At 43.3% G+C, this 25,507-nt stretch carries 21 protein-coding genes; all 21 read left to right on the top strand.

The features are described 5' to 3' along the window. The first annotated feature begins 3 nt into the window (after window positions 1–3). The 21 genes from BMX69_RS07900 (at window position 4) to minE (ending at window position 25,505) form a co-directional block, all read left to right on the top strand. Window positions 4–489, top strand: a complete 486-nt coding sequence (locus BMX69_RS07900; protein WP_242941382.1) for a PTS sugar transporter subunit IIB — start codon at window positions 4–6, stop codon at window positions 487–489. Between the two features lie 165 nt (window positions 490–654). After that, on the top strand, window positions 655–1,461 hold the full coding sequence (locus tag BMX69_RS07895; protein ID WP_025233165.1) for a motility protein A: 807 nt from the start codon (window positions 655–657) through the stop codon (window positions 1,459–1,461). Between the two features lie 18 nt (window positions 1,462–1,479). Next, entirely contained in the window at window positions 1,480–2,175 is a 696-nt protein-coding gene (locus tag BMX69_RS07890) for an OmpA/MotB family protein (RefSeq protein ID WP_100042061.1), read from the top strand. A 361-nt stretch (window positions 2,176–2,536) separates the two neighbouring features. Continuing rightward, window positions 2,537–4,036 carry a ribosomal protection-like ABC-F family protein gene (gene abc-f / locus BMX69_RS07885; RefSeq protein WP_100042060.1) on the top strand — a complete coding sequence of 500 codons (1,500 nt, stop codon included), beginning with the start codon at window positions 2,537–2,539 and terminating at the stop codon, window positions 4,034–4,036. 218 nt (window positions 4,037–4,254) lie between these two features. Then, window positions 4,255–5,100, top strand: a complete 846-nt coding sequence (locus BMX69_RS07880) for a PRD domain-containing protein (protein WP_100042059.1) — start codon at window positions 4,255–4,257, stop codon at window positions 5,098–5,100. Next, complete coding sequence (locus tag BMX69_RS07875) at window positions 5,097–6,965, top strand: PTS beta-glucoside transporter subunit IIBCA (RefSeq protein ID WP_100042058.1); 1,869 nt, start codon at window positions 5,097–5,099, stop codon at window positions 6,963–6,965. The genes BMX69_RS07880 and BMX69_RS07875 overlap by 4 nt, the downstream gene beginning before the upstream one ends. Before the next feature lie 2 nt (window positions 6,966–6,967). Beyond that, a complete protein-coding gene (locus BMX69_RS07870; protein WP_100042057.1) occupies window positions 6,968–8,398 on the top strand; it encodes a family 1 glycosylhydrolase in 1,431 nt (476 codons plus the stop codon). A gap of 316 nt (window positions 8,399–8,714) precedes the next feature. Continuing rightward, on the top strand, window positions 8,715–9,527 hold the full coding sequence (locus tag BMX69_RS07865) for a DUF1189 domain-containing protein (protein WP_100042056.1): 813 nt from the start codon (window positions 8,715–8,717) through the stop codon (window positions 9,525–9,527). Window positions 9,528–9,635: 108 nt separating this feature from the next. Further along, a complete protein-coding gene (gene miaB, locus BMX69_RS07860) occupies window positions 9,636–11,084 on the top strand; it encodes a tRNA (N6-isopentenyl adenosine(37)-C2)-methylthiotransferase MiaB (protein ID WP_100042055.1) in 1,449 nt (482 codons plus the stop codon). A gap of 160 nt (window positions 11,085–11,244) precedes the next feature. Beyond that, window positions 11,245–13,899 (top strand): DNA mismatch repair protein MutS, encoded by a 2,655-nt coding sequence (gene mutS, locus BMX69_RS07855; protein WP_100042054.1) that lies wholly within the window; start codon window positions 11,245–11,247, stop codon window positions 13,897–13,899. Window positions 13,900–13,938: 39 nt separating this feature from the next. Continuing rightward, window positions 13,939–15,858: a DNA mismatch repair endonuclease MutL gene (gene mutL / locus BMX69_RS07850; protein ID WP_100042053.1), complete on the top strand. Its 1,920-nt coding sequence runs from the start codon at window positions 13,939–13,941 to the stop codon at window positions 15,856–15,858. Continuing rightward, window positions 15,855–16,820: a tRNA (adenosine(37)-N6)-dimethylallyltransferase MiaA gene (gene miaA / locus BMX69_RS07845; RefSeq protein ID WP_174715207.1), complete on the top strand. Its 966-nt coding sequence runs from the start codon at window positions 15,855–15,857 to the stop codon at window positions 16,818–16,820. Before mutL ends, miaA begins: the two co-directional genes overlap by 4 nt. Further along, entirely contained in the window at window positions 16,811–18,091 is a 1,281-nt protein-coding gene (locus BMX69_RS07840; RefSeq protein ID WP_100042052.1) for a methionine gamma-lyase family protein, read from the top strand. Before miaA ends, BMX69_RS07840 begins: the two co-directional genes overlap by 10 nt. A gap of 168 nt (window positions 18,092–18,259) precedes the next feature. Next, complete coding sequence (locus tag BMX69_RS07835; protein WP_025233156.1) at window positions 18,260–18,511, top strand: DUF4321 domain-containing protein; 252 nt, start codon at window positions 18,260–18,262, stop codon at window positions 18,509–18,511. Between the two features lie 76 nt (window positions 18,512–18,587). Continuing rightward, window positions 18,588–19,283, top strand: coding sequence for a RadC family protein (radC, locus tag BMX69_RS07830; RefSeq protein WP_100042051.1), 696 nt, complete (start codon window positions 18,588–18,590; stop codon window positions 19,281–19,283). After that, window positions 19,284–20,198 carry a rod shape-determining protein MreC gene (mreC, locus tag BMX69_RS07825; protein ID WP_100042050.1) on the top strand — a complete coding sequence of 305 codons (915 nt, stop codon included), beginning with the start codon at window positions 19,284–19,286 and terminating at the stop codon, window positions 20,196–20,198. It abuts the gene before it with no gap. A gap of 120 nt (window positions 20,199–20,318) precedes the next feature. Continuing rightward, window positions 20,319–20,837 carry a rod shape-determining protein MreD gene (gene mreD / locus BMX69_RS07820; RefSeq protein ID WP_054790760.1) on the top strand — a complete coding sequence of 173 codons (519 nt, stop codon included), beginning with the start codon at window positions 20,319–20,321 and terminating at the stop codon, window positions 20,835–20,837. Then, entirely contained in the window at window positions 20,830–23,694 is a 2,865-nt protein-coding gene (locus BMX69_RS07815; RefSeq protein ID WP_100042049.1) for a penicillin-binding transpeptidase domain-containing protein, read from the top strand. Before mreD ends, BMX69_RS07815 begins: the two co-directional genes overlap by 8 nt. A 20-nt stretch (window positions 23,695–23,714) precedes the next feature. Beyond that, window positions 23,715–24,380, top strand: coding sequence for a septum site-determining protein MinC (locus tag BMX69_RS07810; RefSeq protein WP_100042048.1), 666 nt, complete (start codon window positions 23,715–23,717; stop codon window positions 24,378–24,380). A gap of 43 nt (window positions 24,381–24,423) precedes the next feature. After that, window positions 24,424–25,215 carry a septum site-determining protein MinD gene (gene minD / locus BMX69_RS07805; protein WP_038284319.1) on the top strand — a complete coding sequence of 264 codons (792 nt, stop codon included), beginning with the start codon at window positions 24,424–24,426 and terminating at the stop codon, window positions 25,213–25,215. A gap of 11 nt (window positions 25,216–25,226) precedes the next feature. Beyond that, window positions 25,227–25,505, top strand: a complete 279-nt coding sequence (minE, locus tag BMX69_RS07800; RefSeq protein ID WP_025233149.1) for a cell division topological specificity factor MinE — start codon at window positions 25,227–25,229, stop codon at window positions 25,503–25,505. Window positions 25,506–25,507: the final 2 nt, after the last annotated feature.

The raw sequence follows: 25,507 nt of genomic DNA, 5'->3' as shown, positions 1-25,507 counted from the left end.
TTAATGATGGAGATTGTAAATGTCCGGATTGATGACCGTCTGATTCATGGACAGGTAGCTACTGTCTGGAGCCAGGTTACAGGAGCAACCAGGATTATGGTGGTTGATGATCAGGTTGTAAAGGATACAATCAATAAGGAGGCTCTCAAGCTGGCATGTCCGAAGCAGTGCAAGCTTTCAATTCTTACCGTAGAAAAGGCTGCTGCGAATCTGTGCGCTGAAAAATACGAAGGGGAAAGGGTCTTCCTGGTTGCCAAAAGCCCAAAAACCATATGCAGGCTTTATGATGCGGGCTTCCACATGGATCAGGTAAATGTGGGAAATATGGGAGGAAAGCAGAACACCCGAATGTTAAAGAAAGCCGTAAGTGTATCAGAAGAAGATATTGCAGATTTTCTGTATCTGTCGGAACGGGGAGTTGCAATTACGGCCCAGATGGTTCCGGCCGATGAGGCACTGAATTTCATCAAACTAATCAATGAGCGGTAAAATGAAAAGTAGCCAGATACATCTATCCTAAGGCATTGCAGCATTATCATACAAAAATCCATAACTAAATCTCATTGTAATATTAGCATTTTTTTAGCATCAGAAATTCATTATTATATGATAGAATTATGATGTTACAAATATTAGTTACAAAGGAGAAAAGTTATGGATTTTTCACTGCTTATTGGTATCATAATCGGAGTCGGTGCTCTTTTAACAGGTTTTGTTTTGGAAAAAGGTGCCATATACTCTCTGTTCCTTTTAAGCCCTTTCATCATCGTGGTAGGAGGAACCTTTGGCGCTGTCATTGCATCTTATTCCCTCAATGACATAGCAATGGCTTTGCGGGCCATGTTTCGAAGTTTTAAACATCCCCATTCCGCCAGTATGGAAAAAATGATTGCCAAGATATCAATGATCGCGACCCGATACCGGACGGAAGGAGTCACTTGCCTGGAAAATATAAGCAGGGATCCGGAACTGAATCAGGAGGAATATCTGCTTCTTAAGGAAGGCCTGGTTCTTATACAGGAAATGAAGACACCGGAATCCATCCAGTACACCCTGGAATCTGATATCAGAGCCTATGTTCAGCAAAAAAGCATTGAGGCAAGTGTATTTGAGGCCGCTGCGGGATTTTCTCCTACCATGGGAGTTATCGGTACCGTTATGGGACTGATCATGGTACTTGCTTCCGGATTTGAGGATCCTTCAGAGCTTGCAGGTTCCATCGGTACTGCGTTTGTGGCAACCCTTTACGGTGTGTGTTTCGCCAATCTCATTTACATGCCAATTGCGAACAAATTAAAAACACAGCTTAAGAGAAAGCATATCCAAAAAGAAATGATCGTGGACGGAGTATGCATGATTGCCAGCGGTAATACCTCCCGAAATATTGAAAATGAACTCGCCCTTTATTTCCAGGCTTTTTCAGATGGAGCCAAACGGTACAAACAGGGTATTGAAAACTAAAATTGGGAGGAACAAAGGATGCGCAGAAGAATCCTGGAAACAGAAGGAGAAAAAGACAATTCGGAGCGCTGGCTTCTTACATATTCTGATATGATTACATTGCTTTTGGCTTTGTTTATCATCCTGTACGGCATGAGCTCGGTTGATACGATGAAGCTAAAAGAGATGTCCCATGGTCTGGAGAAGGTTTTAAACCATACAGGCCAGGCAGACAGTTCTGTCATAGGAGACAATATTTCCGTTTCTGCAGATAATCTGGACAATGTTTATCTGGCTTTGAAAGCTTATATTGCAGAGCGTGACCTGGGGAACATGATCGATGTTTCTTCCAGCGGTTCCGCTGTAAGCATACATTTAAAAGATGCTATGCTGTTCAAACCGGATACAGCAATCCTGCTTCCGGACAGCAAGCCGGTCATTCAGGAAATCAGCAGCAGTCTTGAGGCCATTTACGGCGACATCAACCACATTACGATTACAGGCAATACAGCGGATTTAGGCCACTATGATGCGGCCAATGAGGCGGATTCCTGGCAGCTGTCCGTAAACCGGGCAGTAGCAGTTTTAAACCAGATGACCGTTATGGGATTGGAACCGTCTAAAATGTCCATTGAGGGGAATTCTCATTACAATCCCATTGCCTCCAATGATACGGAAGATGGAAGGGCAAAAAACCGCCGGGTAGAAATTACCATAACGGGACGGGCTAATTAGGGAGGAATCGTACATACTTTGGAAAACTCCCATATTCCGATGATGATTATTTGACAATATTATCTATTTATGATAGGCTACGGATATATGAAACGAAATGAGGTGAAAGGATGAAATAATAATTCTTGCTAAGGTAACTGCATGACGAGAAGGAAAAGAGACATTGTCTTTTTTTTGTCATGCCTGTTTTTGCAAGAATAGTATTTCATTCTCAAGCTCTATTTATGTCATAAAATGACATGGATCATGCAAACTATTAGCCCTATGGGCTTATTTTATGCGAACGGCTGTGAGATAAAGGATTCTTGCAGTCGTTTTTTTGTGCGGAAATTTTATTTTCTGCCTGAATGGAGGAATCTCTATGTCATTAATACAAGTCACTGATTTATCATTTACCTATGAAGGAAGCCCAGATCCCGTTTTCGAACACGTTTCCTTTCAGATTGATACGGATTGGAAACTGGGCTTTACAGGAAGAAACGGGAGAGGAAAAACCACTTTTTTAAATTTATTGATGAACCGTTATAACTACACAGGAACTATTATTTCAAATGTCATGTTTGACTATTTCCCTTTTCCTGTGCCGGATGAAGAATTGGATACTCTGGAAATTCTGAATTCCATTCTTGGGGAATATCCGTTTTGGGAACTTCAAAGAGAGCTGTCTAAATTAAAGGTTTCTGAGGATGTGCTATACCGGCCTTATTATACACTTTCAAACGGAGAGAGGACGAAGGTTCTTTTAGCAGCCCTGTTCTTAAGAGAAGGCCACTTCCTGCTGATCGATGAACCCACCAACCACCTTGACCGGGAGGCCAGAGAACTGGTAAGTCAGTATCTAAATAGCAAAAAGGGATTTATCCTGGTGTCTCATGACCGGAAGTTCCTGGATGCATCCGTGGACCATATCCTGTCCATAAACAAAACAAGTATTGAAGTTCAGAGAGGCAATTTTACCTCCTGGTATGAAAATAAACAAATGCAGGATCAGTATGAACGGTCCGAAAATGAGCGGTTAAAAAAGGACATCCGTCATCTGGAGGCAGCCGCAAGACAGTCAGGGGAATGGGCGGACCAGGTGGAGTCCACAAAGATCGGGAAAAAATCCATGAACCGCGAAAAATCCATTGACACACGGGCTTATGTAGGCGAAAAGTCCAGGCGGATGCAGATGCGCAGAAAGAATCTGGAAAACAGGCAGAACCATGCCATTGAGAATAAAAAAGGGCTTTTGAAAAATATAGAAGAGGCTGAAGATCTTAAGCTCTATCCTTTAAAATACCGTTCATCCAGAATTCTTTCATTAAAAGATGTTGTTCCTTACTATGAAGGACCTGTCTGTAAGCCCGTCAGCTTCACACTGGAACAGGAACAGAGGATATCTTTGCAGGGGAAAAATGGCTGCGGAAAATCCAGCATATTGAAGCTGGTGGTTGGCAGTGATCTTACTGGAGAGAATATTTCCTTTGAAGGGCACATGGAATTATCAAGCGGTATTAAGATATCCTATGTATCTCAGGATACTTCATTTTTAAAAGGCAGCCTGACGGAATACTCCAGGGAAAACGGTATCGAAGATTCACTGTTCAAGGCACTCCTGCGCAAGCTGGACTTTTCCAGGGAGCAGCTGGAAAAACCGATGGAATCTTATAGTGAAGGACAGAAGAAAAAGGTTCTTATTGCCCGCAGTCTTTGTGAGCAGGCCCATCTGTATATCTGGGATGAACCGCTTAATTTCATTGATGTTTATTCCAGGATCCAAATCGAGGATCTGATCCTTAAGTTCCAGCCGACCATGCTGCTTGTGGAACATGATGATGCATTTACCAGGAAGGTGGCAACTGGAGCAGTAGAGTTATAAATTGCTCTATTTATACAAAAAATAGGCGTTGACATAGGAATAAATTAGTGATATTATACCTGTAGTGTAAGAAAGAAAAAATCAGGAATAACAAAGTAGTTATTTCTTGAGTTATGTTACTGATAAGCAGGCAGAACTCAGATTCCATATTAATCAGCCCATTTTTACTGGGTTAATTGGTATGTAATCTGAGTTTTTTTTCTTGAAAGGAGTACACGGTGCGGGTAAAAAAGATCCTGAATAATAACATTGCTATAGTTGAAAAAGGTGGCCATGAATCAATCGTCTATTCAACAGGAATTTCGTTCAAAAAAAAAGTTGGCCAACAAATTACAGATTCCGAAATTGAAAAGACGTATGTATTAGATTCAAAAGACCGCCTTGAGCATTTAAGCTATTTACTCACCAATACCGATGAGAAAACCATTGGACTGATCAATGATCTGGTTCATTATGGTGAAACAGTATTGGAACAAAAAGCGAATGATTATTTATATCTGGCCTTGCTCGACCATATTACTTTTGCCTGGAAACGGGGAAAGAAAAATCAGTTTATCCGAAGTCCTTTATCCTGGGAGGTTCAAAAGTTTTATCCGGTTTGTTATAAAATCGGCCTCCATACTCTGCAGATGATGAGGGAGTGCTATCAAATTGATTTTCCTGATGATGAAGCCGTTTCTATCGCCTTACACTTTGTGAATATCCAGGAAGAAAAATCTCTTCTGGATGAAAAAATTAAAGATATGGAAACGCTGCAGGATATTCTGAACATTATTAAATATCATTTTAACATCTCTTTTGATGAATCTTCAATGAACTATATGCGGTTAGTAACCCATCTTCAGTATTTTATTGAACGCTTAAGAAAAGAAAAAAATCATGGACAAAGTGATTCAATTTTATATCAGCAGGTAAAGGAGATTTACCCCTATGCTTATACCGCAGTAGAAAAAATTGATATTTACGTAAAGAAAAAGTTTAATCAGTATTTATCGCAAGATGAATATGCGTATTTAATGATACACATTAATCGCATTTTGGAAAGAAAGGAAAATGAATCATGAAATACCAAGAGTTTAACCAGCAGATTATTGACTTAATCGGCGGCAAAAACAACATACAGGCAGTTGTACACTGTATGACACGTTTACGTTTTACTTTAAAAGATAAAAGGAAAGCTAAGACAGAGGAAATTAAAAATTTAAAGGGTGTTATCGATGTAGTTGATAACAATGTTGCTTATCAGATTATAGTGGGAACTCACGTAAATGACGTATACAAAGAACTGATCGATATGCTAGGCATCAGTACTGGCGAAGAGGATTCCCAAAAACGCAAAAATAAAAATTTTGTGAAGGCTGCTTTGGATGTTGTTTCTGAATCGATGAACCCGATATTGGAACCAATTATTTGTGCAGGATTACTGGCTGCGTTTTTATCCATTGTTTCCCTTACAGGACTGATTTCACCTGAGAGTCCCACATATCAAATTTTTGATGCATTACGAAATGCCGTTTTCTATTTCCTGCCTATTTTTATGGCAATGAGCTGTGCCAAAAGATTAGGGGTAAGCCCTTACCTGGCAGTGGCTTTAGCGGCAACTATTTTATCCGGATCAATTAATGGAGTAGAAGGACTGAGCTTATTCACCATTCCATTGCCTCAAATTACGTACTCCAATAGTTTTATACCTATTTTATTAGCTGTTTGGTTTATGGGATATGTAACGAAATTTGTAAAAAGGATAGTTCCAACTGCCTTACAGTACTTTTTAACGCCTTTGCTGATTATGATTGTTATGCTTCCGGCAACCTTGTTGGTCTTTGGACCTTTAGGATTTTATCTGGGAGAAGGAATCATTGCGTTCTTTAATCTTTTGATGAAATACGTGGGCAGCTGGTTTGTTATGATGCTTTACTCTGCATTGCAGCCATTTATTATCATGCTGGGGGCAGGTAATTTTATTATGCCGGTTGTCGCTTCCCTTATTGCTTCTAATGGTTATGATCCTGCGTTTATTTCTTCTTGTACGATCTCTGATATAGCTGTTGGCGGTGCGATGCTAGGGTACTTTTTACGGACAAAAAACAGCAAGCAAAAACAGCTGTTCGGAACTGTGACACTGTCTGCTATCTTAGGCGTGACGGAACCTGCTATTTATGGTGTTTTTGTTAAATTTCGCCGGCCGTTTGTAGCGGTTATGATCGGCGGCGGTTTAGGCGGACTGTTTGCAGGAATTACAGGCGTTAAGGCTTATTCCATCGCATGGGGCCTGTTTGGCTTACCAGCTTACATTGGTACCGGAGATTTCAAAAATTTATGGCTGATGGTCTCAGCAGTTATTATTAGTTTCGTGGGAGCAGCGATTGTTTCCTATATATTAGGCGTGCCATCTGAAGATGATAGTGCTGAAAAAGAAAGTCCAAGTGAAATAACAGGCGAGAACCCTAATTTTCGAACAATTTCTTTATCAACTGCCGCCGAAGGCCAATTAGTACAATTAACAGAAGTAAAGGATCAGGCATTCTCCACTGGGGCTTTAGGGAAAGGGGTGGGAATCATCCCGAAAAAGGATACCATCTATGCACCAGTTGACGGGGAAGTTGCTGCCGTTTTTCCTACAAAACATGCGATAGGAATTAAAGGTGACCAGGGCGAAGAAGTTTTGATTCATATCGGCATTGATACTGTGAAACTTGAAGGAAAACATTTCGAGGTAATGGTTAATCAGGGAGACGTTGTTAAAAGAGGACAAAAGCTGGCGACCGTAGACTTTGAAAGCATCGTAGATGATGGTTATGATCCCACTGTAATTGTTATCATAACAAATACCAATGATTATTTAGATGTAATTCCTGAAGGAAGTAAACAAGTTCATATAGATGATCTGATTATGAATATTGTCTTGGAACAGGAGCAAAGTAAATAACTATGAGAATAAAGGATGATTTTTTATGGGGCGGCAGCATTGCCGCCCACCAATGCGAAGGTGCTTATGATGAGGGACGTAAAGGTTTAGGGATCATGGATCTTGTGACAGTGGGAGCCTATGGAAAACCAAGGGAAATCCATAAACAGTTATCCGGATCTGCCCATTATCCTTCTCATCAGGGAATTGATTTTTATCACCGATACAAAGAGGATATTGCTCTTTTTGCGGAAATGGGATTTAAAGCCTTGCGGCTATCCATCGACTGGTCAAGGATTTATCCCAATGGAGATGAGGAAATCCCAAATCAGGAAGGAATCCGCTTCTATCAAAATGTTGTGGATGAATTAATAAAATATGGAATAGAGCCTATTGTAACGTTGTATCATTTTGAAATGCCTGTTCATCTGGTAAAGACCTACGGTTCCTGGGTGAATAGGACGGTTATTGATTGTTATTTAACATTCTGTCGGACAATGTTTGAAGCATTGAAAGGAAAAGTAAGATATTGGGTCACTTTTAATGAAATGAACCATCTGGATCCACAGACAGAAGCAAGTGATATCTTTACCTATATTATTGCCGGATTAAAATACTCTGAATTGGAGAATAAAAAGCAGACCCTTGCGACAATCGGTTACAACATGACACTTGCAAGCTGTTTAGCTGTTAAGCTGGGCCACACCATAGACCCGCTCAACCAGATCGGATGCGTGTTTGGAATCGAACCGGTTTATCCTGTCGATTGCAATCCTATCAATGTGATGAATGCATTTAAACAAATGGACCGGGATTTTTATCAGATTGACGCCATGTGCAACGGCCTGTTTCCGGTTTATAAAATCCAGGAATACCAATCTCAAGGAATTGAAATTGCTGTCAGCGAGGAAGATAGCCAGGCTTTTCACGATGGAACCATTGATTTCATAGGGATGAATTATTACGCATCGTCAGTTGCCGAATATGAAGGGGCAGAAGAAGGAAAAAGTGCCCTGTTTGGCGGCTTGCAAAATCCTTATCTGAAAGCAAGCAAATGGGGCTGGACCATTGACCCTGTGGGCCTTCGGTATTTACTAAATTATACTTACCGTAAATATGGCATCCCTATTATCATTACAGAGAATGGACTCGGTGCGGTAGACCAATTAACGGAAGATAGAAAAATCCATGATGAATATCGCATTGATTATTTAAAAAAACACATTACCCAGCTAAAAAAAGCAGTTGAAATCGATCAGGTAGATTGTTTTGGTTATTTGACATGGGCACCAATTGACCTTGTCAGTGCCACAACAGGACAAATGAGTAAGCGTTATGGATTTGTTTACGTCGACCTGGATGATCATGGGGAAGGAACTATGGAACGGGTAAAAAAAGATTCCTTTGATTGGTTTAAAGACGTAATTGAAGCAAACGGAGAAGACTTTACTTGATTTTCATAAAAGGGTCGTTGTAAATAGGAATGTAATCACCTATGGCACAGCGGCTCTTTTCCATTGAAAAAAAGAACTTAAAAGCCGTTTTGGTCCAGAGTATATCACATAAGCCGATATAAAATAATATTTTACTTAAATACAGCCATATGATAAGCTTAATTTGTATTAAAAATACTTAAGAGAAAGGATATAAGTAAATGGGTAAAGTATGGTATGTAAAAGTTGAAAAAAAGGAGTATCAGATTAAGCTGAATTCAAGCAAGATCCTTGTTAATGAAGAAACGGAAAAGAGAATGAGATGGGAGGTAAACTTATGAATGTATTCAAGGAACTTATAATATCGGTTTACGATTTTAAAAGTTATAGGGAATTTTTAAATAATAAACGCCGAAAAGTTTTTTTAGCAGGATTTATTCTTATGGTTATATACTTTGCTCTGACCATGATCGTTCCGTTCGTTCAATTTCAGGTTAAAACAGGCGGATTTGTAAAGATTATAGAGGATTATATTCCTGACTTTAAGCTGAGTAATGGAGTGTTTTGGATTGAGAAACCGATTGAATATGAGGGAGATGGTACCTATATTCATATCACTTCAGAACCGGATAACATTTTTTATGATACAGATGAAATCGGTAAATATATTTCGGATTATTACCAAGTATTCCTCATAGATTCAGAAAAAGTCATTGTGAAGAACAAAGGCCAAATTCAGGGCCAATATTTTTCGGATCTAGGCATAGAATTCAGCAGAAATAAACTTATGGAGTACGTACCGCAGGCTTACTTAATCGTAGCGGGGGTTATGGTTGCGGCCTTTATATTCATGACAGCATTCTTTTTCTTTGGGGTACTGATTGTAGCTCTTCTTGGGATGATAGCCGCTTCCTGCATGAAGTATAAACTAACTTTTGGCCAATTGTATCTATTGGGAGTCTACGCAAGGACATTACCTTTATTGATTAAAGCAATTATGTCATTTCTGCCGTTTACCTTACCGATGTTTGGAATCATTAATTTCGGTCTTTCCGTGTTGTACATTGTACTTGCTATTCAGAAGATGAAGGAGTTTGATTCTCAGCAGCCAATAGAAATTGTTTCGGAACAGGAAGATTATTTTAGATAGGAGCAAGCTACCCTGGTAAATTTTTTTGGTATTTGCAATAAAAAGGATTTATGATATACTGTTCACTGCGGATATATGCAACAATCAAAAAATTAAGAGGTTATGTAAATGAATGATATAAATATGACTTATGAAGAAGCACTCAGCCATGCCCCCCAGGAAGAACCTGCAAGACAATACTTTTTTATAGAACGTTGCCAGGATATTCTGGAAAAATTAAAGGAAGCCTCAGGAAAGGAGCAATTTACCTTTCATATTGCCACCTTCGGCTGCCAGATGAATTCCAGAGATTCCGAAAAGCTTCAAGGGATCTTAGAAGCCATCGGATTTGTGGAACATGACACGGAAGAGGCTGACTTTGTTCTTTATAATACTTGTACCGTCAGGGAAAATGCCAATGACAGAGTCTACGGACGTCTTGGATATTTAAACAGTTTAAAAAAGAAAAATCCCCATATGATGATCGCTCTTTGCGGCTGCATGATGCAGGAAGAAGAAGTAGTTGCAAAGATTAAAAAGAGCTATCGCTTTGTGGATATTATTTTTGGTACTCATAATATCTTTAAACTGGCAGAGCTTATGTATGAACGCCTGGAAGAGAAAAAGATGGTTGTAGATATTTGGGAAGGAACGGACCGGATTGTGGAGGATCTCCCTACGGATCGGAAATACCCTTTTAAATCCGGCGTTAATATTATGTTTGGCTGCAACAATTTCTGCAGCTACTGCATCGTACCATATGTGCGGGGCAGGGAACGGAGCCGCAGCCCAAAAGATATTCTGGAAGAGGTAAAACAGCTTGCAGATGACGGAGTTGTGGAGATTATGCTTTTAGGGCAGAATGTCAATTCCTATGGAAAGACTCTGGAAACACCCGTAAGCTTTGCAGAACTTCTGACCCAGATCGATCACGTGGAAGGACTGGAGCGGATTCGTTTTATGACTTCTCATCCTAAGGATTTGTCAGACGATCTGATCGAAGCTATGAAAAATTCCAAAAAGGTGTGCCGGCATCTTCACCTGCCTCTTCAGTCAGGCAGCAGCCGGATTTTAAAAATCATGAACCGGAGATACACCAAGGAGCAGTATCTGGAACTTGTAGAAAAAATCCGGACAGCCATGCCGGATATTTCCCTGACCACAGATATTATTGTAGGCTTCCCCGGAGAGACAGAAGAAGATTTTAACGAAACTCTTGATGTGGTAAAAAAGGTTCGTTTTGACAGCGCTTTTACCTTTATCTACTCCAAACGTACCGGAACACCGGCAGCAAAGATGGAGGAGCAGGTCCCGGAAGATGCGATAAAGAACCGCTTTGACCGTCTGCTGGCTGAAGTCCAGAAAATCTCCTCCGAAGTCTGCGGAAGAGAGGAACACACCGTTCAAAAGGTACTTGTAGAAGAAGTGAATGATCATGAGGAAGGCCTTTTAACCGGTCGCTTAAGTAATAACACTACCGTTCACTTTAAGGGAGATTCTTCTCTCATCGGAAAAATTGTGGACGTATATCTGGATGAATCCAAAGGATTTTACTACATGGGAACTTTAAGACCATAGTATGGGCTGCTTTTTAGCCCGTCCATCCAATTATCGGAAGTATTCTTTACTTCCGATAATTACAAAAGAAACGCCCTGCAGGCATACCATTACACCTGGTAATGCGGTGGGCTCTGCCAAAAAACATGGGCGGTATACAGAAAAGAGGAAGTAAAAGAGCATGGCTGGATTATCACCAATGATGGCTCATTACATGGAAACAAAGAAGGAATACCCGGACTGTATCTTATTTTACAGGCTGGGAGACTTTTACGAAATGTTTTTTGAAGATGCGGTTACCGTATCAAGAGAGCTGGAAATCACCTTAACCGGAAAAGAATGCGGACTGGAGGAACGGGCACCTATGTGCGGTGTTCCCTATCATGCCGTTGATACATATTTAAACCGTCTTGTTCAGAAAGGCTTTAAAGTTGCCATTGCCGAACAGATGGAAGACCCCAGGCTTGCCAAGGGACTGGTAAAGCGTGAGGTTATTCGTGTGGTAACACCTGGAACCATCACAAGCGCACAGGCTCTTGATGAAACAAAGAATAATTACCTGATGGGAATTGTCTATATCGGTGAAACCTTTGGAATCGCAGTAGCGGATATCAGCACCGGCGATTTTCTTGTAACAGAGGTAGAATCGGAGCGGGAACTGATGGATGAGATCAATAAGTTTACCCCCTCTGAAATCATCTGCAACGAAGCATTTTATGTTTCTGGAGTGGATGTGGAAGAAATAAAGAACCGTCACCATGCGGTTATTTCATCTTTGGATCATCATTTCTTTTCCGATGAAGTCTGCCGGAAAATTCTAAAAGAACACTTCAAGGTAGGCGCACTCACAGGACTCGGGCTGGAAGATTATGACACCGGAGTCATAGCTGCCGGGGCAGTTATGGAGTACATGTACGAGACCCAGAAAAACAGCCTTTCCCATATAACCACCATCACTCCTTATTCCACCGGGCAGTTCATGATTATTGACACTTCTACCAGGCGGAATCTGGAGCTTTTGGAGACCTTAAGGGAAAAGCAGAAGAGGGGAAGCCTTCTCTGGGTCCTGGACCGGACGAAAACAGCCATGGGCGCAAGAATGCTGCGCACCTACATAGAGCAGCCTTTGATCCATAAATCAGAGATTATAAAACGTCAGAACGCCATTGAAGAGCTGAATATGAATTTCATATCAAGGGAAGAGATCTGTGAATATTTAAACCCGATTTATGACTTAGAGCGTCTGATCGGACGGATCAGTTATAAGACAGCCAATCCAAGAGATATGATCGCATTTAAAAGCTCCTTGGAAATGCTTCCGCACATCAAGAATCTTTTAGCAGAATTCACCAGCGACATGCTAAAGGACTTGTGGGGGGAACTGGATCCCTTAGAGGATGTCAGGGAATTGATTGACCGTGCCATTATTGACGATCCGCCTATCACCTTAAGGGACGGCGGGATCATTAAGGATGGTTTTCATGAAGAAGCCGACAAGCTGAGAAGTGCCAAAACAGAGGGAAAAAACTGGCTTGCTGACTTGGAATTACGGGAAAAAGAAAAAACAGGGATCAAAAACCTGAAGGTAAAATTTAATAAGGTATTCGGCTATTATTTTGAAGTGACCAATTCCTTTAAGGATCTTGTACCCGATTACTTTATCCGTAAACAGACACTTGCCAATGCAGAGCGCTATACCACAGACGAGTTAAAGGAACTTGAAAATATAATACTGGGAGCTGAGGACAAGCTGTTTTCTCTGGAATACAGTTTATTTTGTCAGGTCCGGGATTCTGTGGCAGACCAGGTTCTCCGGATTCAGAAGACTGCCAGGGCCATAGCAGGGATCGATGTCCTTGCCTCCTTATCCTCTGTTGCCACAAGAAATAACTATGTAAAGCCCCAGGTTAATGAAAAGGGACTGATCGATATTAAGAACGGACGCCATCCGGTAGTGGAAAAAATGATGCGGGATGATCTGTTTGTTTCCAATGATACCTATCTGGACAACGGGAAAAACCGGGTTTCCATTATCACCGGCCCAAACATGGCAGGAAAGTCTACCTACATGCGCCAGACTGCGTTAATTGTTCTGATGGCCCAGATCGGAAGCTTTGTTCCTGCAGAGGAAGCAAGCATTGGAATCTGCGATCGGATTTTTACCCGGGTAGGTGCATCCGATGATCTGGCATCCGGCCAGAGTACTTTTATGGTGGAGATGACGGAGGTTGCCAACATCCTTCGGAACGCCACAAGAAACAGTTTGATTGTCTTAGATGAAATCGGACGCGGTACCAGCACTTTTGACGGACTCAGCATTGCCTGGGCTGTGGTAGAGCATATCAGCAATCCGAAGATCCTGGGAGCAAAAACCCTGTTTGCGACACACTATCATGAGCTGACCGAGCTGGAAGGGACCATGAGCGGTGTAAATAATTACTGCATCGCAGTAAAAGAACAGGGCGATGACATTGTTTTCTTAAGAAAGATCATAAAGGGCGGAGCCGATAAAAGCTACGGCATACAGGTGGCAAAGCTGGCCGGCGTCCCGGACTCCGTCATTATCAGGGCCAAGGAGCTGCTGGAAGAATTAAGGGACGCGGATATCACAGCCAAAGCCCGGGAAATTGCCGAAATCAACGCCAATATCACCCATAGAACGGCTGTTCCAAAGCCAGACGAAGTGGATTTACAGCAGATGTCCATCTTTGATACTGTAAAGGATGATGATATCATCAAGGAATTGGGTGATTTAGAGCTGGGGAATATGACTCCCATTGATGCGCTCAATACCCTGTACCGTCTGCAGACAAAGCTAAAGAACCGTTGGCAGTAGAAATAAGCATGGGCAAGATAGTGGAAAGGAGCAGGTGCTATGCCGAATATAACCGTACTGGATCAAAATACCATCAATAAAATAGCGGCAGGTGAGGTCATAGAACGTCCGGCCTCCGTTGTAAAGGAGCTCTTAGAAAACGCCATTGATGCCAAATCCACCGCAGTTACTGTGGAGATCAAAGAAGGTGGAACCTCTTTTATCCGGGTGACCGACAATGGATGCGGGATTCCCAAAGAGGAAGTCCCTCTGGCTTTTCTGCGTCATTCTACTAGCAAAATCAAATCCGTAGAGGATCTGTTTACCATTTCCTCTCTTGGATTCCGGGGAGAAGCTCTTGCAAGCATCGCCGCTGTCTCTCAGGTAGAGCTGATTACTAAGACCAGCGTTGGGCTTACCGGTACCAGATTTCAGATTGAGGGTGGTGAAGAACGGTCCCTGGAAGAGATCGGAGCGCCTGAAGGAACCACCTTTATCGCCAGAAACTTATTTTACAATACTCCGGCCAGGAAGAAGTTTTTAAAAACACCTTCCACGGAAGGTGCACATGTGGCTGAGCTGGTGGAAAAGCTGGCTCTGTCTCATCCGGAAGTATCCATCCGCTTTATCCAGAACAACCAGAACAAGCTTCATACCTCCGGAAATCACAATTTAAAGGATATTGTATACACAGTATTTGGCCGGGAAATCGCATCAAACCTTTTGGAGGTTACGGTGAATAAGCCTCAGGTTTCCATTCATGGCTACATCGGAAAACCGGTGATCGCCAGAGGCAACCGGAATTACGAAAACTATTTCATCAATGGCAGGTACATAAAGAGCAGCATTATTTCCAGGGCTATAGAAGAAGCCTACCGGCCATTTATGATGCAGCATAAATATCCCTTTACCATGCTTCATTTCTCCATTGAATCAGAGATGCTTGATGTAAATGTCCACCCCACCAAGATGGAGCTTCGGTTCCGGGATGGGGAAATGGTCTATCACATGGTGTATCAGGCAGTATCAAGCGCTTTGGCCCACAAAGAACTGATCCCTGAGGTGGAGTTAGAGAAAAAGGAAGAGGTAAAGCAGAACTTTTCCGAAAAAAGACACGGGCCCAGCCCAGAGCCTTTTGAAAGACGCAGGCTTATGGCTATGGAGCAGCAGGCTGCCACAGAAGAAAAGAAAGATACGGCCTATGCTTTTCCTAAAAGATTAACTCCGCCCCAGCCTTCCTTTGTAAAAGAAAGGGATGATCTGGCGGATAACTGGCTAAAGCATCAGGTCCCAGCCATGGAAAAACTGCCGGAAGTTCCAATAAGTAATGAGGTTTCCAAGGTGGAAAAGGGGCCGGAACAACTGGATTTGTTTGATGGAAAACTACTGGAACCAAAGGCCCGGTCCATGCACAAGCTCATTGGACAGCTGTTTGATACTTACTGGCTGGTTGAATTTAATGAACAGCTTTTTATTATTGACCAACATGCGGCCCATGAAAAGGTTTTATATGAAAAAACCATGGGAACACTTAAGACGATGGAATCTATTTCCCAGCTGGTAAGTCCTCCCATTATCCTGACTTTAAACCAGAATGAAGAAATTTTATTAAAACGCCACTTAAAATATTTTACAGATATGGGTTTTGAAATCGAACCCTTTGGCGGCAAGGAATATGCGGTCAGAGGAGTTCCAGCCAATCTTTTTTCCATTGCCAAAAAAGAACTTCTGATTGAGATGATCGATGGGTTGTCAGAGGATGGCTCTTCCCATAACCCGGATATGATTTATGAACGGGTCGCATCCTTATCCTGCAAGGCAGCGGTCAAAGGAGGACATCGCTTATCAGCAGCGGAAGCCAACGAGCTTATTGACCAGCTTTTAAGCCTGGAAAATCCCTATGCCTGCCCTCACGGAAGGCCAACGATCATTTCCATGAGCAAATATGAGTTAGAAAAGAAATTTAAGAGGATCGTGTGATGAGACCGCTGATTATTATTACCGGGCCGACGGCAGTGGGAAAGACCGCCTTGTCGGTCCGTCTTGCGAAGGCTATCGGGGGAGAAATTATAAGTGCTGATTCCATGCAGGTATACCGCCATATGGATATCGGTTCAGCAAAGATCAAAAAGGAAGAAATGGACGGAGTTCCTCATTACCTGATCGATGTCCTTGATCCGGAAGAGGAATTTAATGTGACAGTTTTTCAGAAAATGGCGAAAGAGGCCGTGGAAGAGATTTATTCCCACGGTCATATTCCCATTGTGGCCGGCGGAACCGGTTTTTATATCCAGGCCCTTCTTTATGATATTGATTTTACGGAAAATGGAGAAGACACCTCCATACGTATGGAACTGGAAAAATTGGGCCAGGAGAGGGGAGCGGAGTTTCTCCATAACCTTCTTCGGGACATTGACCCGGATTCCGCGGATGAGATCCATGAAAATAATATGAAACGGGTAATCCGCGCAATTGAATATTACCGGCAGACCGGTGAACGGATCTCTGAGCACAACAAACGGGAAAGACAAAAGAAATCTCCTTATGATTTCCTCTATTATGTAGTAAATACAGACCGGGCCCGCCTTTATGAACGAATTGACCGGCGTGTGGATTTAATGCTTAAGCAGGGGCTTGTGGAAGAGGTAATGCACTTAAAGGATATGGGCTTAACCAGGGACATGGTTTCTATGCAGGGCCTTGGGTATAAGGAAATCCTGGATTATTTACAGGGAATATATACACTGGAAGAGGCCATTTATGTTTTAAAGCGCGACACCAGGCATTTTGCAAAACGACAGATCACCTGGTTTAAACGGGAACGTGATGTAAGATGGCTGGATCTTCCGGATTTTAACAATGACCTGGATCAGATGCTTATAAAAATGTTGCAGGACATAAATGAGATGTACGAATTGGAGAATAATAAACAATGGAAATAAATGAAATGTACGAAAGCCTGGGAATCAGCAGACAGGTAATGGATTTCGGGAAAGAAATCGAAGAGGCTTTAATGGAACGTTTTAAAGAAATCGATGAAACGGCCGAATTTAATCAGATGAAGGTCATTAAGGCCATGCAGGATAACCGGGTCAGTGACATCCATTTTGCGGCAACTACTGGCTATGGCTACAACGACCTGGGCCGTGATACTTTGGAAGCAGTTTATGCCAGCGTATTCCATACGGAAAGCGCTCTCGTAAGACCGAACCTGATCAGCGGAACCCATGCCCTGAACGTTGCCCTTTCCGGGAATCTCCGCCCAGGGGATGAACTTCTATCACCGGTGGGAAAGCCTTATGATACCCTGGAAGAAGTGATCGGCATCAGGGACAGTGCAGGTTCTTTAAAAGAATACGGAGTCGTATACCGGCAGGTGGACCTTCTTGACGATGGAACCTTTGACTACGAATCCATTGGAAAAGCGGTGAATGAAAAAACAAAGCTGGTTACGATCCAACGTTCCAAAGGATACGATACCCGCCCTACCTTTTCCGTTTCCCAGATCGGCGAGCTGATCTCCTTCGTGAAAAAGATAAAGCCGGATGTGATCTGTATGGTTGACAACTGCTACGGGGAATTCGTTGAAAGAATTGAACCGTCAGAAGTGGGAGCCGATATGGTGGTAGGCTCTCTCATAAAGAATCCAGGAGGAGGCATTGCCCCCATCGGCGGCTACATTGCGGGAAGGGCAGACTGCATTGACCGTGCTTCCTACCGGTTGACAGCACCTGGTCTTGGAAAGGAAGTCGGGGCCACTCTGGGCCTTAACCAGTCCTTTTTCCAGGGATTGTTTTTATCTCCTACCGTAGTGGCAGGGGCTTTAAAAGGTGCTGTATTCGCTGCCAATGTCTATGAAAAGCTGGGCTTTTCTGTGGTACCTGACGGTTCCCAGTCCCGCCATGATATTATTCAGGCCGTTACCTTTGGAAAGCCGGAAGGAGTCATTGCCTTCTGCCAGGGAATTCAGGCGGCTGCCCCTGTTGACAGCTTTGTTACACCGGAACCTTGGGATATGCCGGGGTATGACGCCCCTGTCATCATGGCAGCCGGTGCGTTTGTACAAGGTTCATCCATTGAGCTGAGCGCAGATGGTCCTATCAAACCGCCTTATGCGGTTTATTTCCAGGGAGGTCTTACCTGGTACCACGCAAAGCTGGGAATATTAATGTCGGCACAAAAGCTCTTGGAGGCCAGTTTGATCCGTTTTTGATAAATAAATTTTTCACAATCGTGCTAGGGGCTAATGAAAGAATAAGCTCTTGCGTTTTTCCCTTGAAGGCAAATTATAAAAAACGGTATACACAACTGCAAAACTATGTTAGAATGATTTGATAGGTATGGACAATCCTGTCATAAAACAAAAGGGGTAGCAAAGCAGATGAAATACAAAAACTGCTGGGTACTGCTTCTTCTAATGCTGGCCGGCGTAGTTCTCGGGGGCTTTGTCGGAGATCTGACCCGGGGAATTTCCTGGCTGTCCTGGCTGAACGCGGGACAATCCTTTGGATTTGATACCCCGCTGATCGTCAATCTAGGCATTCTGGTAATTACCTTTGGCATTAACATTAAAATTACCATGGCTGGCATTATAGGAGTGGCAGCAGCCCTCATTACATATCGGTTAATTTGAACGCATGCGTTCAATATCCGCTCTGCCATACATATGTCCTTTTTAACGTGCCTGGAGAGTAACGGTCAGGAGGCATATGAAACGAATAACGATGAAAGACATTCCTGCGGATGAACGGCCCTATGAAAAGTGTTTAAAGGAAGGTCCGGAAGGCTTAAGCGATGCGGAGCTTTTATCTATTATCATCCGCACAGGTTCCAGGGAGAATAATTCCCTGACGCTGGCACAGAAGATACTGGCCTTAAATTATCCCAAAGAGGGTATTTTAGGGCTTTTGCATCTTTCAATGCCGGAACTTATGCAGGTTAAGGGAATCGGGACCGTAAAGGGCGCCCAGCTTTTATGCGTGGGAGAGCTTTCCAGACGTATCTGGAAAAGAACCGCCCGCTCCGATGGGGTGTCATTCCGTAACCCCCTTGATATTGTTAATTACTTTGTGGAGGACATGCGCCATAAAGAACAGGAGCTGGTTTATATCGTGCTCCTGAATACAAAAGGAGCCCTGATAAGGGACATTTTGATCTCTCAGGGAACAGTGAACACATCCGCTGTTTCTCCCAGGGAGATTTTCATTGAGGCTATGAAATATCATGCCGTAAGTCTGGTACTGGTTCATAACCATCCAAGCGGAGATCCGTCTCCCAGCAGGGAAGATTTAAGCTTTACCCGTAGGGTAAGGGAAGCAGGAGATCTGGTTGGCATCCGGTTATTGGACCACATTATCATAGGAGATAATTCCTATATCAGTTTGAAGGAACGGGGAATTTTATAGATGGAATCAAAACGCAGCAAATATGTTCTTATTGCCTTAACAGTATTTTGTGTCCTGTTAATCGGGTTGACCTCCATTCATGACGAATGGCTTACGCCCCTTAGGACCGGGGTAGGATATTTTCTGATTCCGGTGCAATCGGGTGTCAATGCGGTTGGTTCGGCCATTTATGATGAAATTATTGATTATACAAAGCTTCATGACGCACTGAATGAGAATAAAGAGATGAAAGAAATCATCACACAGCTGACCGAGGAAAACACCAGGCTTCAGGCGGAAGAATTTGAGTTAAAACGGCTTCGCCAGCTTTACAGCCTGGATCAGGATTATGGTCAGTATACAAAGGTGGGAGCCAGGGTCATTGCCAATGACTCAAGCAACTGGTTCCAGATATTCCGAATCGACAAAGGCTCAAAGGATGGGATTGCCCCGGATATGAATGTTGTGGCCGGAGGCGGTCTGGTGGGCATTGTCACGGATGTGGGAGCGAATTATGCAACCGTCCGTTCCATTATTGATGATTCCAGCCGTGTGAGCGGCATGGCCATGCAGTCCGGAAACAGCTGTATCGTTGCCGGCGACTTGACCCTGTTTAAAGAGGGAAGGCTCCGGATCACCAACGTGTTAAAGGAAAGCGATGTAAAAGACGGAGATAAGATCGTAACATCCAACATCAGCTCCGTATTCCTGCCCGGCATCCTGGTTGGTTATGCCTCCGGCATTACCAATGATACCAATAACGTTACCAAATCAGGGTATTTAATTCCGGCAGCAAAGTTTGACAGCCTGCAGGAGGTTCTGGTTATCACAAAACTGAAAGCTGATATGATGAAGGAAGAAGCTTCTCAGGAGGAAACCGCTCCCCAGGAGACGAATTCCTCTGAAACAGAAACAGCAGAAAGCGCTTCTCAATAAGAGGTAACACCCTGCGGGTATACCTTTGTGTCCAAAAAAGCATGGACAGGAAAGAGGTAACACCCTGCGGGTATACCTTTATGTCCAGAAACCATGGACAAGAAAGAGGAAAGGAGTAACATGAGACGGATACTTTTTAATGTGCTGATGATAATTCTTGCATTTACGATTCAAAATTGCCTTTTTCCGTTGCTGCCGTTTTTGTCGGCTTCTCCCAACCTGCTCTTAATCCTCACCTTTTCCTTTGGCTTTATGCATGGAAAAGAGGCCGGGATGTATTACGGGCTTTTGGCCGGGCTTCTCATGGATTTATTTTACAGCGGGCCTTTTGGCTTTTACACCCTGATTTTTATCTATGTAGGCTATATCAACGGAATCTGTACGAAATATTATTATGAAGATTACATTACGCTGCCCTTGATCCTAAGTGTACTGAATGAATTGGCTTACAATCTGTATATTTATGTTTTCCGGTTCCTGATTCGTCAGAAAATCAGAGTTGGGTATTATTTTATCAATCTGATGCTTCCGGAAATCATTTTTACCGTTGTAACGACCCTGCTTCTTTATCGGGTATTCCTGATTTTGAACCGGCACTTGGAGGAGATAGGAAAAAGAGGTGATTCGGCAATTGTTTAGTGATTTGTTTGACATTTTAAAGGAATTTTTGAAAAAAACCATATCATCACGGCTTTTTATACTTGGAATCATTTGCTTTTTCATGTATGCCGGATTAATTAATAAACTTTTTAACATGCAGATCGTTAATGGAGAGAAAGCCCTTAACGAATACATGCAGCTTACGGAGCAGACCATTACAACCGCCGGAACAAGAGGTAATATCTATGATCGTAACGGCAAAGTCCTGGCTTATAACAAGCTGGCTTATTCCGTTACGGTACAGGATACCGGCGTGTACAAGAATGCAGCCGCCAGAAATAACATGTATTTAAGGCTGGTACAGATTCTTGAAAAGCACGGGGAAACCATACAGGGAAAATTTGAAGTCGCTATTGATTCCAACGGTGACATCGTATACACCTCCTCCTCCGAGTCCTCCAGAAAACGCTTTCTGCGGGACTATTATGGTCTGAAAAAGGTGGAAGACTTAGATGATGAAAAAGGTGCCTATCCCTCTAATTTAAGTGCAAGGGAGCTGTTTGAGAAGGCCTGCAAGGACAATGGCCTTACAGATATGAAAGATCAGAATGGTAAGCCTGTTGCCCTGACAGACCAGGAAGCCCTTGATATCATCAATATCAAGTACGCCCTTCGTCTCATGTCCTACCGCAAATATGAAGCCACTACGGTTGCCAGCCAGGTAGCCGATGAAACCGTAGCGGATATTTTGGAGCATATCGGTGAAATGCAGGGTGTAAATGTGGAGGAAACAACAATCCGCGCTTACAACGACAGCATTTCCTTAGCTCCGGTCATTGGCTATACCGGAAAGGTCCCGGAGGATCAGTTAGAGGGCCTTCAAAAGAGGAAAGACGACTACGACATTAATGACATCGTAGGACGGGCTGGAATTGAATATACCATGGAACACGAGCTTCAGGGGACAAAAGGAAAAAAAACGATTTACAAGGACAGTGTAGGACGAGTACGGGAAACAAAAGATGAAACCGATGCTTCCGCAGGAAACGATGTGTATCTGACCCTGGATGCGGATCTTCAGAAGGGCATTTACCATCTGATTGAACAATCGTTAGCCGGAGTTCTCATTAAGACCATTGTAAATAGTGATTTCAATACAAGCGGCTCCACAGATGGCTCCAATATGAAGATACCTGTTAAGGATGCCTATTACCAGCTGATCAACAACAATGTCCTTTCCCTGAAGGAAATGGAAGGGGAGGATGCCTCTGAAACCGAAAAAAACATATACCGGAAATATATGTCTTCCCAACAGCAGATCTTTACCAATTTAAACAATGAGCTGATGAGCGCCCACGCCACGCCAATGAAGGATCTTTCAGAAGACTTAAAGGCCTATATGTTTTATATATATACTTATCTTTCCGGTCCTACCGTGGGAATTATTAAGGAAGATGCCATTGATACCTCCAGCGGGGAATATCAGGCATGGAAAGCGGATGAAATCAGTTTAAGAGACTATCTGTATTATGGAATCGCCAATGGCTGGGTGGACACCACCAAGCTGGGAACCGGTTCCAAATATTCAAATGCGGATGACACCTTTGAAGCCCTTGTGGCTTATGCTCTGGACAAGCTTAAAGATGACCGGAATTTTACGAAAAAAATATACCGGTATCTGATTAATGACGATGTCATTACAGGGCAGGAGCTATGCCTTGCTTTATATGACCAGGGAGTTTTAATAGACAACGGTCAGGATGCGGCAGATTTAAGGGCAACAGGTGATGCTTACTCCTTCTTGATTAAAAAGCTATCATCCCTGGAGATCACTCCAGCCCAGCTGGCATTATCCCCCTGTAATGCAGGAGTAGTGGTTACTAACGACAAAACAGGAGAAGTGCTTGCTCTGGTATCCTATCCTGGATATGACAACAACAGGATTGGTGACGGAACCTATTTCAGCCAGCTGCAGGCAGACATGTCCCTTCCGTTATACAACAATGCGACCCAGACAAGAAAAGCACCTGGTTCCACCTTTAAACCCATTACTGCGGTAGCAGCTCTGGAAGAGCATGTCGTCACAATGGATGAAACCATTACCTGTACCGGTATTTATACGGATGTAGAACCGCCCATTAAGTGCTGGATTTATCCAGGCCAGCATGGACCTCTAAACATTGTAGGAGGAATTGGGAACTCCTGTAACTATTTCTTTGCGGATCTGGGGCACCGCTTGTCAATGGATGCCAATGGAGTATATTCTCCTGACCAGGGACTAGAAGTTTTGCGGAAATATGCAACCATGTTTGGACTGGATCATAAGTCCGGGGTAGAGATCGCAGAGCTTGATCCACAGATTTCAAAGGAAGCGCCAGAGCGTTCTGCAATGGGACAGGGAAGCCATGCTTACACCAATGTCCAGCTTTCCAGATACGTGTCTGCCATCGCAAACAGGGGAACTGTATTTGAACTCAGCTTATTGGACAAAACAACCGATTCTGAAGGTAATCTGATACAAGATTATACCCCTAAGATTTCTTCTCATATTGACGCGGCGGCTTCAACGTGGGATACTGTACAACAGGGGATGAGAGAAGTGATTGCAAACGGTTCAAGTAAAAGGTTGTTTACCGACCTTGAAGTGGAAATTGCCGCTAAAACCGGTACTGCACAGGAGGCCCGCAACAAGCCCAATCACGCATTCTTTATTTCTTATGCGCCATATGACAATCCGGAAATCTGTGTAACCGTGAATATTCCGTATGGCTATTCATCATCCAACGCCGCCAATATTGCGAAGAACGTCTATAAGTATTATTACGGCTATACGGACTTAGAATCCATTATAAATGCCGGTGCCCTGGATGCAGCGAAGGTCAACATTCGCGATTAACTAGGATAAGAGGTGATATGATGCATAATACCGTAGTAATTAAAAGCAACAGAGCAGGTATGACTGTCATCCTGGACCCAGACACCCCCTTCCCTCAGCTTCTATCTGATATTGGGAAAAAATTCGGGGATCATGCGAAATTCTGGGGATCCGTACAAATGACCCTGACCCTGGAAGGGCGGGAACTGAATTCCGAGGAAGAGTTCGCAATCATCAACCAGATCACGGAAAACTCCAATGTGGAGATCATCTGCCTGGTTGATACGGATATAAACCGTATGGAGCGCTGCGAAAAAGCACTGAACGAGAAACTCATGGAGCTGTCCTGCCAGACAGGGCAGTTCTTCAAGGGCAATCTACAAAGCGGAGAGACTTTGGAATCCGAAGCCAGCATTGTGATCATCGGTGATGTATACAAAGGTGCAAAGGTTTTGGCAAAAGGCAATGTGATCGTTCTTGGAAAACTTTCCGGAACGGTATGTGCAGGTGTAGCAGGCAACCGGGGAGCGCTCATTACTGCCCTGGATATGGCTCCAATCCAGCTGCGCATCGCAGATTGCACCTCAGGCCTTGACGGAAGAGGAAAGCGCCTGGGAAGAGGTCCTATGAAGGCTTACATGGAAAATAACAAGGTCATAATTAAACCAATGAAAAAAAGTGTGGAAATATTCCAAAAACTAAGGTAGAATATAAAAAGGAAGTTATCCCTAAAAATCAGGAGGATATGGTATGAGCGAGATTATCGTAATCACTTCTGGAAAAGGCGGGGTAGGCAAGACAACAACCTCTGCCAATGTTGGTACCGGACTTGCGATTCTGGGTAAAAAAGTAGTCCTGATCGATACTGATATAGGACTTCGGAACCTGGATGTTGTTATGGGTCTGGAAAACCGCATTGTCTACAATTTAGTAGACGTGGTAGAGGGCAACTGCCGTATGAAGCAGGCCCTGATAAAAGACAAAAGATACCCGAACTTATTTTTACTTCCTTCAGCCCAGACCAGGGACAAGACGGCAGTCACTCCCGAGCAAATGGTAAAACTGGTTGATGATTTAAGAGAAGAGTTTGATTACATCCTGCTGGATTGCCCTGCAGGAATTGAACAAGGCTTTCAAAACGCCATTGCAGGCGCTGACAGAGCTATTGTTGTTACCACTCCGGAAGTTTCTGCAATCCGGGATGCGGACCGGATCATCGGGCTTTTAGATGCCGCTGACATGGGAGCCATTGAACTCATCGTAAACCGGATCCGTGCGGATATGGTGAAAAGGGGAGACATGATGTCTCTGGACGATGTCATGGACATCCTTGCCGTTGATATTATCGGCGCTGTGCCGGATGACGAGGACATCGTCATTTCCACAAACCAGGGAGAACCTCTCGTTGGTATGGGAACCCCGGCCGGACAGGCCTATATGGATATCTGCAGGCGGATTACCGGGGAAAACGTACCGCTTCAGAACCCAGCAGTACGTGAAGGCCTGTTCTTTAAACTCTCCCATCTCTTAAAGAGAGCATAGGAGGGTGTGACATGAGCCTGCTTCCTGTATTCCGCAAGAAGAATTCAGGAGAAATTGCAAGAAATCGTCTGAAACTTTTGCTGGTTGCGGACAAGGCAGATTGTTCTCCTGAGATCATGCAGATGATAAAAGACGATATGGTCCGTGTTGTTTCAAGATACATGGATATAGATTCCGACAGAATAGAGATACAGATGAAGAAGCTTAAACAGCCGGATTGCGAACGCTTTATTCCGGTTCTTTATGCAAACATCCCTATTCGCGACGTACCTGATAAGGGGATATACTGATT

The organism is Lacrimispora sphenoides JCM 1415, from assembly GCF_900105615.1.
Taxonomy (GTDB): Bacteria; Bacillota; Clostridia; order Lachnospirales; family Lachnospiraceae; genus Lacrimispora; species Lacrimispora sphenoides.
The sequence above is the reverse complement of the archived record's forward strand: the minus strand, read 5'-3'. Positions and strand labels throughout refer to the sequence as shown.

What these genes read in the sequence shown, in the direction of transcription:
- BMX69_RS07810 (WP_100042048.1), top strand. Translation starts at nt 23,715, where the DNA reads ATGCATAATACCGTAGTAATTAAAAGCAACAGAGCAGGTATGACTGTC.
- BMX69_RS07895 (WP_025233165.1), top strand. Translation starts at nt 655, where the DNA reads ATGGATTTTTCACTGCTTATTGGTATCATAATCGGAGTCGGTGCTCTT.
- BMX69_RS07870 (WP_100042057.1), top strand. Translation starts at nt 6,968, where the DNA reads ATGAGAATAAAGGATGATTTTTTATGGGGCGGCAGCATTGCCGCCCAC.
- BMX69_RS07865 (WP_100042056.1), top strand. Translation starts at nt 8,715, where the DNA reads ATGAATGTATTCAAGGAACTTATAATATCGGTTTACGATTTTAAAAGT.
- BMX69_RS07840 (WP_100042052.1), top strand. Translation starts at nt 16,811, where the DNA reads ATGGAAATAAATGAAATGTACGAAAGCCTGGGAATCAGCAGACAGGTA.
- BMX69_RS07875 (WP_100042058.1), top strand. Translation starts at nt 5,097, where the DNA reads ATGAAATACCAAGAGTTTAACCAGCAGATTATTGACTTAATCGGCGGC.
- mutL (WP_100042053.1), top strand. Translation starts at nt 13,939, where the DNA reads ATGCCGAATATAACCGTACTGGATCAAAATACCATCAATAAAATAGCG.
- mreC (WP_100042050.1), top strand. Translation starts at nt 19,284, where the DNA reads ATGGAATCAAAACGCAGCAAATATGTTCTTATTGCCTTAACAGTATTT.
- BMX69_RS07890 (WP_100042061.1), top strand. Translation starts at nt 1,480, where the DNA reads ATGCGCAGAAGAATCCTGGAAACAGAAGGAGAAAAAGACAATTCGGAG.
- mutS (WP_100042054.1), top strand. Translation starts at nt 11,245, where the DNA reads ATGGCTGGATTATCACCAATGATGGCTCATTACATGGAAACAAAGAAG.
- minD (WP_038284319.1), top strand. Translation starts at nt 24,424, where the DNA reads ATGAGCGAGATTATCGTAATCACTTCTGGAAAAGGCGGGGTAGGCAAG.
- abc-f (WP_100042060.1), top strand. Translation starts at nt 2,537, where the DNA reads ATGTCATTAATACAAGTCACTGATTTATCATTTACCTATGAAGGAAGC.
- BMX69_RS07900 (WP_242941382.1), top strand. Translation starts at nt 4, where the DNA reads ATGATGGAGATTGTAAATGTCCGGATTGATGACCGTCTGATTCATGGA.
- mreD (WP_054790760.1), top strand. Translation starts at nt 20,319, where the DNA reads ATGAGACGGATACTTTTTAATGTGCTGATGATAATTCTTGCATTTACG.
- BMX69_RS07835 (WP_025233156.1), top strand. Translation starts at nt 18,260, where the DNA reads ATGAAATACAAAAACTGCTGGGTACTGCTTCTTCTAATGCTGGCCGGC.
- radC (WP_100042051.1), top strand. Translation starts at nt 18,588, where the DNA reads ATGAAACGAATAACGATGAAAGACATTCCTGCGGATGAACGGCCCTAT.
- minE (WP_025233149.1), top strand. Translation starts at nt 25,227, where the DNA reads ATGAGCCTGCTTCCTGTATTCCGCAAGAAGAATTCAGGAGAAATTGCA.
- miaB (WP_100042055.1), top strand. Translation starts at nt 9,636, where the DNA reads ATGAATGATATAAATATGACTTATGAAGAAGCACTCAGCCATGCCCCC.